12 protein-coding genes are annotated in these 15090 nt (G+C 50.4%); 6 read left to right on the top strand and 6 right to left on the bottom strand.

Going from position 1 to position 15090, the window contains the following annotated elements:
- Positions 1 to 115 precede the first annotated feature (115 nt).
- The gene (locus BDT_RS15570; protein ID WP_015092197.1) at positions 116 to 1744 is read left to right on the top strand and encodes a HAMP domain-containing methyl-accepting chemotaxis protein; all 1629 of its coding nucleotides are present in this window, start codon (positions 116 to 118) and stop codon (positions 1742 to 1744) included.
- Between the two features lie 165 nt (positions 1745 to 1909).
- Positions 1910 to 2719 carry a L,D-transpeptidase gene (locus BDT_RS15565; protein ID WP_015092196.1) on the top strand — a complete coding sequence of 270 codons (810 nt, stop codon included), beginning with the start codon at positions 1910 to 1912 and terminating at the stop codon, positions 2717 to 2719.
- On the opposite strand, the gene BDT_RS15560 is transcribed toward BDT_RS15565, so the two are convergent.
- From BDT_RS15560 to BDT_RS15535, 6 genes are all read right to left on the bottom strand, one after another.
- Positions 2716 to 4809 carry a S9 family peptidase gene (locus tag BDT_RS15560; RefSeq protein ID WP_015092195.1) on the bottom strand — a complete coding sequence of 698 codons (2094 nt, stop codon included), beginning with the start codon at positions 4807 to 4809 and terminating at the stop codon, positions 2716 to 2718. The two genes, BDT_RS15565 and BDT_RS15560, sit on opposite strands and share 4 nt — an antisense overlap.
- A gap of 46 nt (positions 4810 to 4855) precedes the next feature.
- On the bottom strand, positions 4856 to 5797 hold the full coding sequence (locus tag BDT_RS15555; protein WP_015092194.1) for an NmrA family NAD(P)-binding protein: 942 nt from the start codon (positions 5795 to 5797) through the stop codon (positions 4856 to 4858).
- 109 nt (positions 5798 to 5906) lie between these two features.
- Entirely contained in the window at positions 5907 to 7607 is a 1701-nt protein-coding gene (gene recN / locus BDT_RS15550) for a DNA repair protein RecN (protein ID WP_015092193.1), read from the bottom strand.
- A gap of 15 nt (positions 7608 to 7622) precedes the next feature.
- The gene (locus tag BDT_RS15545; RefSeq protein ID WP_041577955.1) at positions 7623 to 8534 is read right to left on the bottom strand and encodes an NAD(+)/NADH kinase; all 912 of its coding nucleotides are present in this window, start codon (positions 8532 to 8534) and stop codon (positions 7623 to 7625) included.
- Entirely contained in the window at positions 8534 to 10573 is a 2040-nt protein-coding gene (locus BDT_RS15540; protein ID WP_015092191.1) for a M3 family metallopeptidase, read from the bottom strand. Before BDT_RS15540 ends, BDT_RS15545 begins: the two co-directional genes overlap by 1 nt.
- Before the next feature lie 475 nt (positions 10574 to 11048).
- Positions 11049 to 11636: a hypothetical protein gene (locus BDT_RS15535; RefSeq protein WP_041577954.1), complete on the bottom strand. Its 588-nt coding sequence runs from the start codon at positions 11634 to 11636 to the stop codon at positions 11049 to 11051.
- Between the two features lie 256 nt (positions 11637 to 11892).
- On the opposite strand from BDT_RS15535, the gene BDT_RS15530 reads away from it, so the two are divergent.
- Genes BDT_RS15530 through BDT_RS15515 form a run of 4 tightly spaced genes read left to right on the top strand, consistent with a single transcriptional unit; the run spans position 11893 to position 15088 of the window.
- Positions 11893 to 12408 (top strand): hypothetical protein, encoded by a 516-nt coding sequence (locus tag BDT_RS15530; RefSeq protein ID WP_015092189.1) that lies wholly within the window; start codon positions 11893 to 11895, stop codon positions 12406 to 12408.
- A 2-nt stretch (positions 12409 to 12410) separates the two neighbouring features.
- Positions 12411 to 13166 (top strand): hypothetical protein, encoded by a 756-nt coding sequence (locus BDT_RS15525; RefSeq protein ID WP_015092188.1) that lies wholly within the window; start codon positions 12411 to 12413, stop codon positions 13164 to 13166.
- 18 nt (positions 13167 to 13184) lie between these two features.
- Complete coding sequence (locus BDT_RS15520; protein WP_015092187.1) at positions 13185 to 13880, top strand: ABC transporter ATP-binding protein; 696 nt, start codon at positions 13185 to 13187, stop codon at positions 13878 to 13880.
- On the top strand, positions 13880 to 15088 hold the full coding sequence (locus tag BDT_RS15515) for an ABC transporter permease (RefSeq protein WP_015092186.1): 1209 nt from the start codon (positions 13880 to 13882) through the stop codon (positions 15086 to 15088). Before BDT_RS15520 ends, BDT_RS15515 begins: the two co-directional genes overlap by 1 nt.
- The last annotated feature ends 2 nt before the right edge of the window (positions 15089 to 15090 follow it).

The following is a 15090-nucleotide window of genomic DNA, read 5'->3' as shown; positions in this document are numbered from 1 at the left end:
TCCACCGACCAGGTCTAAAAAATTACCTTCCGTTAAGAAACTGTCCCGAACCCTTCAGTAAAGTTCTATTAAAAACGAAGAGTAAATCAGAACGTTATCGAGGAGTTTTACATCTATGGGCAACATCACGTCCTGGTTTCGCGGCATCAAAGGCAAACTGTTATTCGCAGCAGCCCTTCCGATTGTGGCCTTCTGTATGGTGGGAGTTATTTCCGTCAACGGGGTGGGCCGGGTCAATGAACTCCTGAAAAGTTCGCACAACGAAATCATTCCCAATATCCTGATTCTGACGGATATGCGTATTTCCCGAAATGCCTTTGGGTTTCGCGCTTATTCTGCCTTAAGCCTTTTCAAGGCGGGCAAAGACATTGACGGTGAGCTGGTCATGGCCGAGCAGGCCCTGGATTCCTATCGCAAGGATTATGAAAAATACACCAAGACGCCTTTCACTGCCGAAGAAAAAGCCCTGTTCGACAAAGCTCAGGACAAATTCCCGGCAATTTTGGCTATCATGGAAGACATTTTGAAAAATCTGAAAGCCAAAGATGCTGCCGGCCTGGAAAAGGCGGAAGAGCTTCTGCGTGGCGATTACACCGTGGCTGGCGTGCCGGTCAGTGAATTTACAGCCGCAGCCTTGAAGATCTATGAAGGCAAGGCTATGGCCGAAGGGGAACTGGCTCATCAGGCTGAGCAGTCTGTAAAGATGTGGAATATTCTGACCACCATCATCGGCAACATTCTTATCTCCGGGACACTGTTGTGGATTGCCTCCCGTATGTCCAAAGAGATCTCTGGTATTTCTGAACAGCTGACTGATGCCAGCAATCACGTGGCGGGTGCGGTGACCCAGATGACCAGTGCGGGGACAAGTTTGTCCCAGTCTTCCACGGAAGCGGCAGCGTCCCTGGAAGAAACCGTGGCGTCTTTGGAAGAGCTTTCTTCCATGGTACAGATGAATTCGGACAACGCCAAACAGGCCGCAAGTCTTTCAGCTTCGTCCCGTGACGTGGCTGAAAAAGGTCAGAGCGAAATTTCAAAGCTGATTTCATCCATGGAACAAATATCCGGTTCATCCCGCAAGATCGAAGAAATCATTCACGTGATCGACGATATTGCCTTCCAGACAAATTTGCTGGCCCTGAACGCGGCGGTGGAAGCCGCACGTGCCGGAGAACAGGGGAAGGGCTTTGCCGTTGTGGCCGAAGCCGTGCGTGCCTTGGCGCAAAGAAGTGCCTCGGCCGCCAAAGACATCACTCAGTTGATCAAACAATCCGTACAACAAGTGGAAGAGGGCAGTCAGATTGCCAGCTCCAGCGGTATGGTTTTGGATAACATTGTGACTTCCGTTAAAAAGGTGTCTGATCTGAATAATGAAATCGCGACTGCCAGTACGGAACAGACGGCCGGCATTCAGCAGATCAGCAAAGCCATGAACCAGCTGGATCAGGCTGCTCAAAGCAATGCCGCTTCCGCTGAAGAAATCGCGGCTTCCAGTGCCGAAATCGACTCGATGGCTGCGACGTCGCAGAAGCTGACTTCGCAGTTAAATGAAGTGATTCACGGCAAAGGGGGCGTGACCGCAGTGGCTCCGGCCGCCGCACCAGCCTCTCTGGGAAAAGCTCCGGTTGTGAAGGCTTCTCAGGCTTCGAAGGTTCCGCCTAAGAAGGTTGCGAAACAATCCGCAGCCAGTGATGTGATCCCTTTTGATGACGAACGCCAGGTGGGTACTATCGAGGGTTTCTAAGGCTCCCAAACAGCCGGTGTTGAACTTATTTACTACGTGACTTTTAAGGGCCCCTTTCAGGGGCCTTTTCCGTTCAAAGCCTCCAGATTTCAGATCAGTGTCTCAAAATGTGGCAAAGTCTTTGCTGTATGAAATTCGTCTTTTCATAAAAAGAACGGAGTGATTATGAAGAACGTTATGAAGTACGGAGTCGTTGCCGCGGCTCTGGTTGTCAGTCAATCCGCCTCGGCCTCGTTCTGGGGTAAGGTGAAAAACGCGTTTAATGACTGTAAATATGAAGACCAGGAATACAGCCAGGTCTATTCGTACGAAAAAGCTATTACGACACGTTTGCCGGAATATCTAAGGCAGCAGCAGGCTTTCAACGAGCAGGATTTCTATTCGAAACCCTGGCTGCGTGATTTCCGCTATGTGATCGTGATCAACAAGGCTGAACAGGGTCGTACCGCTCAGACAATGCGCGTGTATGAATATGGCCGTGTTGTTATCAATTCCAAAGTTTCTACAGGCCGTGAAGGTCTTGAGTTGAAACGTAAGAATAAAGAGTGCACAGGGGCTCCGGCGAAATCTTACTGGTCCCAGACGCCGACAGGCTATTACACACCGAAATTCCTGTCCAAGGATCACCACTCCAGTTCATGGGATTCATCCATGCCGTTTGCGATCTTCTATGACGTGGACAACGGTTTGGCTTTGCACGAAGTTTACAAGAAATACACGGACTATCTTGGAGGCCGCGCTTCCGGTGGTTGCACCCGTCAGGATGCCAAAACAGCTGAAGAGTTGTTCAACCGTGTGAAAGAAACTGAGCGCGCCACCATCCCTGAAATCAATCCGGACGGAACTCCGGTGTTGAATGAGGATGGCAGCGTGAAGTACATCAATTCTCAGTACTGGACAAGCCAGAAGACCGGCGAAACTGTTAAGTTCAACACTTTCAGTGCGCTGATCATCGTGCAGGACGTAAGAGATTAATTCTTACTCCCGTTAACCATCAGAATAAACGCATATTCCGTGGCCGTTTCTTTCAACTGATCGAAGCGGCCGGAAGCTCCTCCATGACCTGACTCCATGTCAGTCTTCAAAAGAATCATCGAAGTCCCTTTGTTGTGTTCACGAAGCTTCGGCACCCATTTCGCCGGCTCCCAGTATTGAACCTGAGAATCGTGGAAACCTGTCGTCACCAAAACATTCGGATAAGCCTGATCCTTGACGTTGTCGTAAGGGGAGTATTTGCGAATGTACTCGTAATCCTCTTTCACGTTCGGATTGCCCCACTGGTCGTATTCGCTGGTTGTCAGCGGAATGCTATCGTCCAGCATCGTTGAGATCACATCCACGAACGGCACCTGTGCGACCATGCCCTTGTAAAGATCCGGGCGCAGATTCATCACCGCACCCATCAAAAGGCCCCCGGCACTGCCGCCCATGGCAAAGGTGTGGTCTGCTGAAGAATAGCCGTCTTTGATCAAAGCATCTGTCACGTCAATAAAGTCATTGAAGGTGTTCATCTTGGAATGTGTACGGCCCTGGTCATACCAGTGACGACCCATTTCAGAGCCTCCGCGGATGTGGGCTTTGGCATAGACGAAACCACGATCCACCAGGCTGAACAGGCCGCTGCTGAACCAAGGGTCCATGTTGGCGCCATAAGATCCATATCCGTAAACCAGCATCGAGGACTTGCCGTCTTTCTTGAAGTCCTTTTTCATGATCAGGGACACAGGAACTTTAGTGCCGTCGCGAACTGTCAGGAACACGCGCTCAGTTTTATAAAGATCCGCATTGTAGTTCGGGATCTCTTTCACTTTCTTCAGAACCTGCTCTTTGGTTTTTACATTCAGGTCATAAACTGAATCCGGCAGACGCATGGATTCATAGTTGTAGCGCAGCCATTCAGTGTCGTATTCACGGTTGTCACCGACAGACGCCAGATAGCTTGGATCCGCAAATTTCAGTTCGTAAGGATTCTGGGCGTTGCGATCTGCAATACGTACTTGAGTCAAACCGTTGTGGCGCTCATCCAGGGCGATGAAGTTCTTAAACACCGTCACACTTTCAAGATAAGTGTCTTCACGGTGCGGGATCAAAGGCTTCCAGTGCTTTTCCTCTGTGTGATCCAGATCCGCCACCATCAGTTTGTAGTTGCGGGCATTTTTATTGGAAACGATATAGAACTTGTCGCCGCCATCAGTGACCGAGTATTCATGCGCACGTTCACGCGGATTGAACACCTTGAAAGTCCCTTGCGGGGTGTCCGCGGACATAAAGCGTGTTTCAGTTGTCAGAGTGCTGTAAGAGCCGATGAAAATGAACTTTTCAGACAAAGACTTGTAAACGTAAACGCTGAAGGTGTCGTCTTTCTCGTGGAAGATGAGGTCTTTCTTGTGCGTTTTGATGTTGTAACGGTAGATCTTTTCAGAACGCAGGGTTTCGGGATGCTGTTCAGTATAGAAGATCGTTTCGTTGTCATTGGCCCAGCTTAGGTTGCCAGTGACATTTTCAATTCTATCTTCAAGAACTTTCCCGGTGGTCAGATCTTTGAAATGAATCGTGTAAAAGCGACGACCCACGGTATCCACAGCATAGGCCATCATTTTATGATTGGGACTCATGCGCGGGCCGGTCGAGCTGAAGTAGGTATGGCCTTTTGCCAGCTCCGGAACATTGATCAGAATTTCTTCCGGACCTGTCGGGCTGCCTTTATGGCGTGTGTGCAAAGGGTATTGCTGGCCCACTTCATAACGGGCAGAGTACCAGTAGTCGCCATCTTTGGCCGGAACGAAAGATTCGTCCTCTTTCACACGGGATTTCAGCTCCTGAAAGATTTTTTCTTCCAGCTCTTTAGCCGGTTTCATCATGTCGGCGGTGTAGGCATTTTCTTTTTTCAGATAGTCGACGACTTTAGGATTCTCGCGCTCACGCAGCCAGAAATAGTCGTCCATACGGATGTCCCCGTGTTTGGACAGCTCAGTTTTGATCTTTTCAGGTTTCGGATAATCTAGATAATTTTTGTGCATGCAGGAAACTCCCAGAAGTGCGATAGCCAATACACTTTTTCTCATTCGAAAAGGCTATCACCATCTTCCGGGAATTGGGAAGCACAAGACCTTACGGTCTGGCCTCACGCTCCGAGGATGGACGGGATTTTCTGTCTGCGTCAGCGCGCTGGGCACGTGTGTAAGCATCCAGGAATGTTGTTCTGGCGAATTCCTCCAAAGACGTCGCGGTTGTGTTTTTTTTATCACGGCTGAAGGTGCCGGCGATCGAGCCGTTGTTAAAGGAGCGGCTCATTTCCAGCATGGCATCCGACCAGTCTTCGGTCAGGCCCGCGCCGATCAGGTAGTTTCTCATTTCCTGTTCAGGTACCTCGACGTATTCCAGCTCGGGCTTTTTGATAGCTTGGCCAAGGATGCGCAGGGCTTCATCGAAAGTCACATCCCGTTCGCCCAGCAGATACTCGACATTGTAGGATTTAAATTCCGGATGCATCAGCAGGAACGCCGCACGAGCGGCAATATCCCGGGTGGCAATCATTGGGACGGGCACTTCACCGGACATGGTCCCGAAGAAGCGGTTCATTGAAAGGATGCTGGGAATTCCGGTCAGCAGGTTTTCCATGAAATAGGTCGGGCGCAGGTGCACGATGTCCGCGCGGGTGATGGAGTTCAGTCTTTCTTCCTGGTCGTGCAGACCCAGGATCGGGCCCGTACCGCTTTCAAGGTCAGCACCCACACTGGAAAGGTTCACAACCTTTTTAACGCCGGCCTCTTCGATCGCTTCGGCGATCACTTCGCCGAATTTGTTCTGGTAAAAGCGCACTTCTTTGGCGCTCATGTCCGGTGGAATCATCGTAAACACTGCAGAACAGCCGCGCATGCAGTCCATCAGGAAGCTCACGTCATTGGCATCACCTTGTGCCAGCTCGGCACCGCGGAAGGCTTCTTTGTTAGGGAACTTGCGGGCCACGCAGCGCACTTGTTGGCCGTTGGCGAGAAGGTGAGTGGTGATTTTTGAACCGATATGTCCGGTTGCCCCCATAACAAGAATCATAGCCCGTCTCCTTAAAAATATGAGTGTAGGCCTTAATGGTAGGGGATGGGATTTGTGGTGGGGAACTTACAAATTAGAAAGGCTGCCCGGAGGCAGCCTTTTAAAGGACTTAGTTTTGTTTGGCTTCTGCCAAGAGTTGCTCGGCATGGGCCAGGGATGTTTTCGAGATCTTTTCACCGCTGATAAGGCGGGCGATTTCCTGAACACGGTCTTTTTGTTTGAGTTCTGACACAAGCATCGAGACCGATTCTTTCTGCGGAGACTTCTGGATAAAGAAGTGAATATCTCCGAATGCTGCCACTTGCGGAAGGTGAGTCACACAGACAACCTGTTGTCCTTTGGCAATCGTGCGCAATTTACGGCCGACTTTTTCTGCCGTTTCGCCAGATACACCCGTATCCACCTCATCAAACAGATAAGTGCGCGGCTGATTGCTGGAACCCACGACACGCTTCAGTGACAAAAGAATACGGCTCAGCTCTCCGCCAGAGGCAAATTTCGCCAGGGGGCGTTTTGCATCTTTGCTGGAGGTCTGACTTAGGAATTCCACGTCGCTCAGTCCTGTGGAAGCCAGTTCCTGCAGTTTTTCGGTCATCACATGGAAGGTCACACCTTTCATGTTCAGATCCAGCAGTTCCGCGTTCACGCTGTCAGCCAAAAGCTCGGCTCCTTTTTGACGGCGTTTGTGCAAATCCGCACCCAGGGCTTCAAGCTCTTTCAAAATAATGCTGGCCTCTTTTTTCAAAGTTTCCACGCGGCTTTCAGAATTTTGCAGGTTGGAGATTTCAATTTCCATCTCCATCAGGGCTTTCAGGATGTCATCCACAGTCGCGCCGTATTTTTTCTGCAGCTTGCGCAAGTCGCTCAGGCGGCTTTCAGCTTCTTCCAGACGTTGTGGGTCGGCATCGATCTTGTTCGCGTACTGGCGCAGGTCATAGATGCTTTCATCAATCAACGTCTTGGCCTGTTCCAGATTTTCCAGTTTCGCCGCGATTTGCGGATCAACGTTGGAAATCTCAAGGCCTTTTTTCAGGATCGCATTCAGGCGGCTGATGGCTGAATCATCGTCCGTGTACAGAGCTGATTCAGCCTGATCCACAAACGCACCAATACGATTTGAATTTTTCAGTTTTTTGACTTCGACTTCCAGTTCGTGGTCTTCGCCCGGGGAAAGATCCAGATTGGCGATTTCATCACGCTGATAAGTCAAAAAATCCAGGCGCTGCGCCTTTTGTTTGGCGTCGCTTTCAAGCTTTTTGATTTCAGCAAAGATCGCGTGATAGCGGTTGAATTTTTCAGTGAACAACAAGCGCTTGTCCCAGGTGCCGGCGTACTGATCCAAAAGATCCAGGTGATAGTGCTTGGACATCAGGTTGCGATTTTCGTGCTGGCCGGTCATTTCAATCAGCGGAGCCGAATGCCCTGCCAGTTCCACCATCGGAGCCACGATATCTTTCAAGCTGTTGAGGGTGCTTAAGCCGCCGTTCAGATAAACCTTGGATTTGTCACCAGCGCTCAGCACACGGCGGACAATCAGTGTCTGCTCTTCGGCTTCAATGCCCATATCGTGCAGCATTTTCTGAATGTCGGGGCGGGAGGAAATATCAAATGAACCTTCGATGGTCGCCTGAGTGGCGCCCGTACGAATGGTGTCGCTGGAACCTTTGCCGCCCATCAACAGGGAAAGACTTTTCAGCAGAACGGATTTACCGGCACCGGTTTCACCGCTCATGATGTTCAGTCCCTCTTTGAAAGAGACATGCAGGTTTTCGATAATCGCAAAATTGGACACTTTCAACTCAAGTAACATAATCTTTCCTTAAGCTCAGTTTCGATCGCCGAATTTCAGTTTCTCGCGCAGCAAATGGAAATAGTTGTGATTGGCTTCACGAACCATCCAGTGGTCATAACAAGAGCGGCTGATGATGACTTCGTCATCGGCCGTCAGCTCGGTCATCTTCTGTCCGTCCACGATGAAGTGGGCCTTTTGGGTTTTACCCTCCAGACGGAAAGAAAGCTCCCGGTCATCCGGGAACAACAACGGACGGGAAGTCAGGCTGTGAGGCGCCACCGGGGTCACCACAAACACCGGGGATTCCGGATGGCAGATCGGGCCACCCGCTGCCAGATTGTACGCCGTGGAGCCCGAAGGACTTGCCACGATGAAACCATCGGCCTTCACCTGACTTACCAGGAACTTTTCAGAATAAATCGCCGTGTTGATCAATTGGGACATCGAGCCCCTTTCAATCACCATGTCGTTCAGCGCGTGGTACTCGGCACGAACCTTTCCTTTGCGCAGGATTTTGGAATGGATCATGGAGCGCGGACGCTGAACCATTTTTCCATCCAGAGTTTTTTCGATGATATCAAAGCAGGAATCCGCACTGTGAGCTGTCAGGAAACCCAACGAGCCCATGTTGAAGCCCAGAATAGGAACACTGCGACCTTCCAGCAAACGAACGGCACGCAAGTACGTTCCGTCACCGCCAAGAACGATCACCAGTTTCAGATCGTCCATGTGCTTTTTGGTTTTCGCCGCCTTCGTGCCCGCAACCACTTTCTGATCAGGGCAGGTGAAGACGTCAAAGCCGCGTTCTTTCAGAAATTCCGCGACCTTTTTAGCCAAAGAGACCGCTTGCGCAGTCTCCAGGCGATAGACCAAACCAATGCTGCCGTTTTCTTTCAAAACCAGCTTGCTCTGTTTGTGTTCTTTGTCCATCGAACTCTTCTTCATTAAATCAGTCCATCACGACGCAAAAGAGCGTTTGGATCCGGCTCACGACCGCGGAATTTCTTGTACAAATCCATCGGGTGCTCGGTGCCACCACGGCTTAGAACGTTGTCTTTGAACTTCTTGGCCACTTCCTGATTGAACAGGCCTTTTTCCTTGAAGTACTCAAAGGCATCCGCATCCAGAACCTCGGCCCATTTGTAAGAGTAATAACCTGCAGAATAACCACCAGCAAAGATGTGGCCGAAGCTGCAAGAGGAATTCGCGCCATCCACTTTCGGGAACAGACGGGTTTCGGCCGTTGCCAGCTCTTCAAATGCGTCCACGTCCTTGATGGTGTCTGGATTGGTGGAATGCCAAGCCATATCCATCAGACCGAACTGGATCTGACGGCAGGACATGTAACCCGCCTGGAATTTCTGGGAGCGTTTCAATTTTTCGATCAGCTCTGCCGGCATGGGTTCGTTGGTTTCATAGTGACGGGCAAAGATATCCAGGCCCTCTTTTTCGCCAACCCAGTTTTCCATGATCTGGGAAGGAAGCTCCACGAAGTCCCAGTAAACGTTGGTGCCGCTCAGGGAAGGATAAGTACATTCAGACAGCATGCCGTGCAAAGCGTGACCGAACTCATGGAACAAAGTGCGAACTTCGTCATAAGTCAAAAGTGACGGCTTGGTCGGAGTCGGCTGCGTGAAGTTGCACACGATGCTGACGTGCGGGCGTTTCATTTCGCCGTCGATCAGACCTTGTGAACGGAACTGGGTCATCCAAGCTCCGCCTTTTTTGGTCTCGCGCGGGAAGTAATCCGTGTAGAACAGACCCATGTATTTGCCGGAGGCATCTTCATAGATCTCGTAAGCTTTCACTTCCGGGTGATAAACCGGGATTTCCTTGTTTTCCTTGAAAGTCAGGCCGTAAAGTTTCTTCGCATGAGCAAAAACACCTTCAACCACGTTTTCAAGTTTGAAGTAAGGACGCAGGTCCTCTTCGTTGAACGCGTAACGCTCTTCTTTCAGTTTTTCAGAATAATAAGCCACGTCCCAAGGTTTGATCTCTTTCAGACCATCCAGCTTGCCCGCGAACTCTGTCAGCTCTTGAACGTCCTTCATGCCGGCATTCTTGGAAGCCGCCAGAAGTTTGTTCAGGAAGTCCATAACAGTTTTTGGATTTTTCGCCATACGCTCTGCCAATACGAAATCAGCATGCGTGGTGAATTTTAAAACTTTCGCGCGCTTGTCACGAAGCTCAACAATTTTCAGAACGTTGGTCTGATTGTCGAATTCACCTTTGAAGGCTTTGGAAGAAAACGCTCTCCACATTTTCTCACGAAGCGCACGGTTTTTTGCATAAGTCATGAACGGAAGGTAAGAAGGGATCTGCAGATTGAACATCCACTTGCCGTCATGACCTTTGGATTTCGCCAAAGCCGCCGCACCTTCAAGGGTGCCCTCGGGCAAGCCATCAACATCTTCTTTTTTATCCAAAAGCATTTCGAAAGAATTGGTCGCCTTCAAAACATTCTCAGAGAATTTCGGACCAAGAACAGAAAGCTCCTGATCGATCTGACGAAGAGTTTCCTTGTCAGCACCTTCCAGCAAAGCCCCGTTGCGGGTGAAAGACAGGTAAGTCTTTTCCAGCAGGCGAGTTTGTTCCAGATTCAGATTCAAAGATGCACGTTTGTCGTAAACCGCTTTCACACGCGCAAAGATCTCAGCATCCAAAGAGATGTCAGAGCTCAACGCCGTCAGCATCGGGTAGATATCTTTAGCCAAAGCCTGAAGCGCTTCATCCGCATGAGCCACTTCCAGGTTGGAATAGATCGTGGAAATCTGATCAGCATGAACGCTGGCCGCTTCCAAAGCCACAATCGTATTTTCAAAATCCGGAACCGCCGGATTGGCTTTGATCTTAGCCACATTTTCTTTTGCCATCTTGATGGCTTCTTCAACCGCCGGCACATAGTGCTCAACTTTGATCAGATCAAAAGGCACAGCCTGATCTTTGTTTTTGAAGGGTTGCAAAAGAGGATTGGTCGTATTCATAGGAACCTCCGAAATAGAGTGAAAAACACCCTTCCGTTCTTCCATGAAAAAGCCCTGAAATAAAGCGAAAAACCCGGATAAAAAAATGACTCAACCCGACGCCACCAGACGGGTCAAATGACAGCACTTTTAAAACCAAATTTTCCTTGAAAACCACACAGGCAGCAAGACCCAGCGTTTGGGCGGGTGAAAAGAAAAAGGGGGTTTTCTCTTTCCGTTTGGACATGCCGGGAAAGAGGCCTTGGGAGGGGGAGGGTCCCTTAACAGGGGCCTCCGGCCCAGGATGGTCGCGAAGCGAAAGGCCGGCAGAGGGCAGGAGCCCGTGCCCCAGTTAAGGGACCCTCCCCCTCCCAAGGCCGCCGCCCCCGAAGCAAGGCCAGGCAGAAATAGAAAGCCCCCTTTGGTGGTTATTCCAAAGGGGGCGTTTGATGCGGCATATTAGTCCGTCAAAACGGTCGAGAAGTGCCGCGCCTCTCTAGTTTTTAACACAAACTCCAAGATTCGAACCGGACAGAACTTGGCGGCATGTCGCCCCGACACCGCAAGTGTTCCCTTGGCTCAAAACACAGCTCTGAGTGAGGGTCTGAGAGCAGCTGGAGAAGCTGTTAGAATTCGTTGGAATGTTTGAATACTGCGGATGATTGATCGTCATCTGCGGAGCTGACGGAATGGACATGTAGCCGAAGCCCCAGCCGTATCCGTAAGACCAGAAGAAATAATCATTCCAGTAAGGCATGATCAGCTGTTGCTGAACGCAGCCCAAACCAAATGTGCCGTTGTAAGTTGGCAGGTAACCACTCGGGCAACCACAGAACCCTTGCTGGGCAAAGATGTTCGAATAGTTGTAAGCATAGTTGTACATGCCTGGATAAGGCATCCAACCCTGATAGTTGGCGTAGGCACCGTTGTTACAGTAAGCCGTTCCGTTGATACACGGAAGCTGCAGTGGTGTGGTCGCGATCTGACCAGGGTTGGTTACGGTGTTGTTGCCACCGCCGTCATTTCCCGGCTGACAGGCTGCCAGCGCAAATACAGTCAGAACCATTGTTATGAGCTTTTTCATAAAGCACTCCCAAAGTTAAAAAATCTTTCAACAATGCCTAGGGATCCAAGTTCTGTGCCTTGTGAGAATCTATTCAGCCCCTATATATTCGACCTCAGCCCCCCTTTTTACAAAAATGGGGCCCAAAAGCGTCACCCTGCGCCGCGAAAGGTTCCTGGTTTGAGACGGGGCGGGACAGGGTAAAAAAGGGGATTTGGGGTTGGCAGAAGGGGTGTTCCCCTTTAGGCTTAAGGGATGTGTTCGAAAGGAGTCGATCATGATGAAGTACATTGGATGTGTATTGGCCGCTCTATTGGCTTTGCCTGCTCAAGGCGCAATCTCCAAACAACAAAGCAAACCTGCTGCCTCCAAAATTCTTTCTGGTGAAGGTGTCAGTTTCGGTGGTCTTGCCGGAACCGGCTTCACCTTGATGGACGTTCGCCGTACTGCGGATGCGGGTAAAAAAGTCGAGCGTATCGTGATTGATGTCGGTGATATCAACGGCGGCATGCTGCGCGGCTGGCCCGGTTACTACTATGCAGAGCTGAAGAAAAATCCTCAGCGTCTGGTGGTGGACTTTGCTCAGATGCCGAATGCCAATATCGATCAAAAGCGTCTGACAGACCGACTGAAAGGTTCGATGGCGGTGGTGAAGACCAACATGAGTCTGGATCCTGTCGACAGCTCTTTGAATCTGACTCTGGATCTGAAAAAGAACACCAAGGTTCGCGTCTATCAGGTTGCTGGCAAAAAAAGCACCAGCAAGGTCGTTATTGACCTGATCACGGAGTAGTCGTGATCGTGCGGGGACTTCTTTTTGCGGCACTGCTGATTTCTGCAACTTCGGCGCAGGCCCGCGTTTTTAATATCAACAATGAAACCTTCGCCGCTTACTTTGATGTGTCGGCGGGGCCTTCCGCGATTGGCACCGGGGCCTTCGATGGTGAAGCCACGGGGTTGAGTTACAGTGGTGGTTCCGGATACAACTACAGTGGCGAGTTCGGCTTCCTGTACACGCGCCAGTATATGAGCTTGCGTTTCGGTCTTGAGATCATCAGACCCAGCGCTATTGAAGGCTCTTCGGCGACCAACGCTTCTGAAACCGAGCTGTACACCGCCGACAGCCAGATTCTGGGTTATGCTCCAAAGCTGGGTGTTGAATTCAATTTGCAAAGCAATGCACGATCGCGGTCCTTTGTGGCTTTGGGTGTGGGTGCTGCCAGCGTGACCATGAAGAACAGCTACACTCTGACAACAGACGGGCAAACAGCCTTCCCCGGTGTTTCCAATCATGATGTTGAAGCCAAAGGTTCTGGCACTTTGCTGAATGCTTCGTTGGGATATGAAGGTCTTTTGACCGACACCACCACCATTGTTGTGGAAATGGGATACCGTCAGCTGAATATCGAGAATCTGGAATACACCAAATCTGTCACCACTTTCAAAGGTCCGGTGAACAGCGGTGACAAAGTCACCACGGCCGCAGGCGAGCAGCGTGACTTGAATCTGTCCGGCGCCTTTATCGCCATCGGCTTCCGCTTCTATCTTTAACTTCAAGGAGTCAGCAACATGAGTGCTCTGTATCGTCTTAAGGGCCTGGAATATTCATACCTTTGGAACGGCAAACAAGTGCCGGTTCTGAAAGGTATTGATCTGGAACTGGAAAAAGGCTGTTTCACCTGCATCGTGGGTCCGAGTGGAACCGGTAAAACCACGTTGCTGAATCTTTTGGGTTTGATTGATACTCCAAGCAATGGGCATTTGGAATTTGCCGGTGAAGATGTCACTCATCTGCCAGAGTCTGAAAAAGAAAACGTGCGTCTGCACAAGGTTGGATTCATCTTCCAGTCATTCTATCTGATTCCCACTTTGACCGTACTTGAAAACACGTCCTACTTCCTGCCTTCTTTGGGTTACAACCACGCCAACGCCCACAAAGTGGCGATGGAGACTTTGGACTTATTGGGTCTTGCCGATCACGCCAAGAAAAAGCCGCTAGAGCTTTCCGGTGGTCAACGCCAGCGTGTGGCCATTGCCCGCGCGATTGCAAAAAAGCCTGCGGTGGTTCTGGCCGATGAGCCGACGGCGAATCTGGATTCGGTGACGGCGGAAAAAACCATCAACGCATTCAAAGAACTGCAGAAGTCTGAAAACACCAGCTTCATTTTCTCGACTCACGATTCGCATCTGGTGAGTTTTGCCAAATCCGTGTATCGCATGAAAGACGGCATGATCGACAACACGAAAAGCCAGGGGGATAAATAATGTTGGAACTGTTGAAAATCTCCTGGCGCAATCTGTTCAGAAATCCTCGTCGCACCTGGGCCAGCTTGTGTACGGTGGCTTTGGGGGCTGCAGGTTTGTTGATCTATCAGGGCTTTAACACGGGTGTGATGAACCAGTACCGTGAAAACGTTATTCACGGTTACTACGGTTACGGCCAGGTATTCCCGCAGAACTATTTCGGCAAAGTTCACGAAACCCCGTGGAAGCTGTGGTTTGAAAATGCGGATGAAATCGAAAAACAGATTCGCAGTTCTGCGTCCGTGACCGAAGTCTTCCCGCGCGTGTCTTTTTATTCCTTTATCGTTAAAGGTGGCATCACCCTGGGCGGTAAAGGCGAGGGCGTGATTCCCGAGCGAGAAAACAAGTTCTTTACCGAGATGAACTTTATCGAAGGCCACGATCTGCAGGGTCAGGATCAGATCATTCTTGGAAAAGGTCTGGCAGAAAGTATCGACGCCAAAACTGGCGATGTGGTGACGTTGTTGACTCAGACCGTGAACGGTCAGCTGAACGGGGCGGATCTGACGGTGGCAGGGATCTTCTTCACTGGTAAGAAAGTCATCGATGATTCCTTCTATCGTGTGGATCTGAAGCAGGCTCAAGCGTTGCTTGATACCACTCGCGTCGAGATGTTTTCGCTGGCAACGAAAGGCGTGGAAGCGTGGAAGGCTGTTGATGCAGATTTGCGCAAAGCCAATCCGTCCCTGGAAGCGGTGCCATTCGAGATTCTGGACAAGAACTATTATCAGAACTCTGTGGACTTCCTGAATGCACAGTTTTCGTTCATCCGTTCGATCATTCTGGTGATTGTGGCGATGGGGATCTTTAATGTGATTTCCACTGGCTTGCTGGAAAGAGCGGGCGAGATGGGGGCATTGCGGGCGAACGGGGAAAAACGCAGCCGTCTGTTTAAGATCCTGATGATTGAAAACAGTTTGCTGGGTGTGCTGGGTGGATTCCTGGGGATTTGCATTGCGATCCTGGTGGATGCAACCCTGCTTCGTCAGGGGATTCCGATGCCTCCGGCTCCGGGGATCACACGACAGTTCTTTGTGTTCCTGGATATTCAGCCCAGCCACTATCTGCAGGCGTTACTGCTGCCGATGATCGCCACGGTGGTGGCAAGTTTGTGGCCGGTCCGAAAGCTTTTGAAGAAATCCATCCCGGAACTTTTGCGTTCCACATAAAA

It is taken from the genome of Bdellovibrio bacteriovorus str. Tiberius (genome assembly GCF_000317895.1).
Classification (GTDB): Bacteria; Bdellovibrionota; Bdellovibrionia; order Bdellovibrionales; family Bdellovibrionaceae; genus Bdellovibrio; species Bdellovibrio bacteriovorus_F.
Note: the sequence above shows the minus strand (reverse complement) of the source record. Positions and strands in the feature narration are given on the sequence as shown.

What these genes read in the sequence shown, in the direction of transcription:
- BDT_RS15555 (WP_015092194.1), bottom strand. Translation starts at nt 5,797, where the DNA reads ATGATTCTTGTTATGGGGGCAACCGGACATATCGGTTCAAAAATCACC.
- BDT_RS15535 (WP_041577954.1), bottom strand. Translation starts at nt 11,636, where the DNA reads ATGAAAAAGCTCATAACAATGGTTCTGACTGTATTTGCGCTGGCAGCC.
- BDT_RS15520 (WP_015092187.1), top strand. Translation starts at nt 13,185, where the DNA reads ATGAGTGCTCTGTATCGTCTTAAGGGCCTGGAATATTCATACCTTTGG.
- BDT_RS15540 (WP_015092191.1), bottom strand. Translation starts at nt 10,573, where the DNA reads ATGAATACGACCAATCCTCTTTTGCAACCCTTCAAAAACAAAGATCAG.
- BDT_RS15530 (WP_015092189.1), top strand. Translation starts at nt 11,893, where the DNA reads ATGATGAAGTACATTGGATGTGTATTGGCCGCTCTATTGGCTTTGCCT.
- BDT_RS15570 (WP_015092197.1), top strand. Translation starts at nt 116, where the DNA reads ATGGGCAACATCACGTCCTGGTTTCGCGGCATCAAAGGCAAACTGTTA.
- BDT_RS15565 (WP_015092196.1), top strand. Translation starts at nt 1,910, where the DNA reads ATGAAGAACGTTATGAAGTACGGAGTCGTTGCCGCGGCTCTGGTTGTC.
- BDT_RS15515 (WP_015092186.1), top strand. Translation starts at nt 13,880, where the DNA reads ATGTTGGAACTGTTGAAAATCTCCTGGCGCAATCTGTTCAGAAATCCT.
- BDT_RS15545 (WP_041577955.1), bottom strand. Translation starts at nt 8,534, where the DNA reads ATGAAGAAGAGTTCGATGGACAAAGAACACAAACAGAGCAAGCTGGTT.
- recN (WP_015092193.1), bottom strand. Translation starts at nt 7,607, where the DNA reads ATGTTACTTGAGTTGAAAGTGTCCAATTTTGCGATTATCGAAAACCTG.
- BDT_RS15560 (WP_015092195.1), bottom strand. Translation starts at nt 4,809, where the DNA reads ATGAGAAAAAGTGTATTGGCTATCGCACTTCTGGGAGTTTCCTGCATG.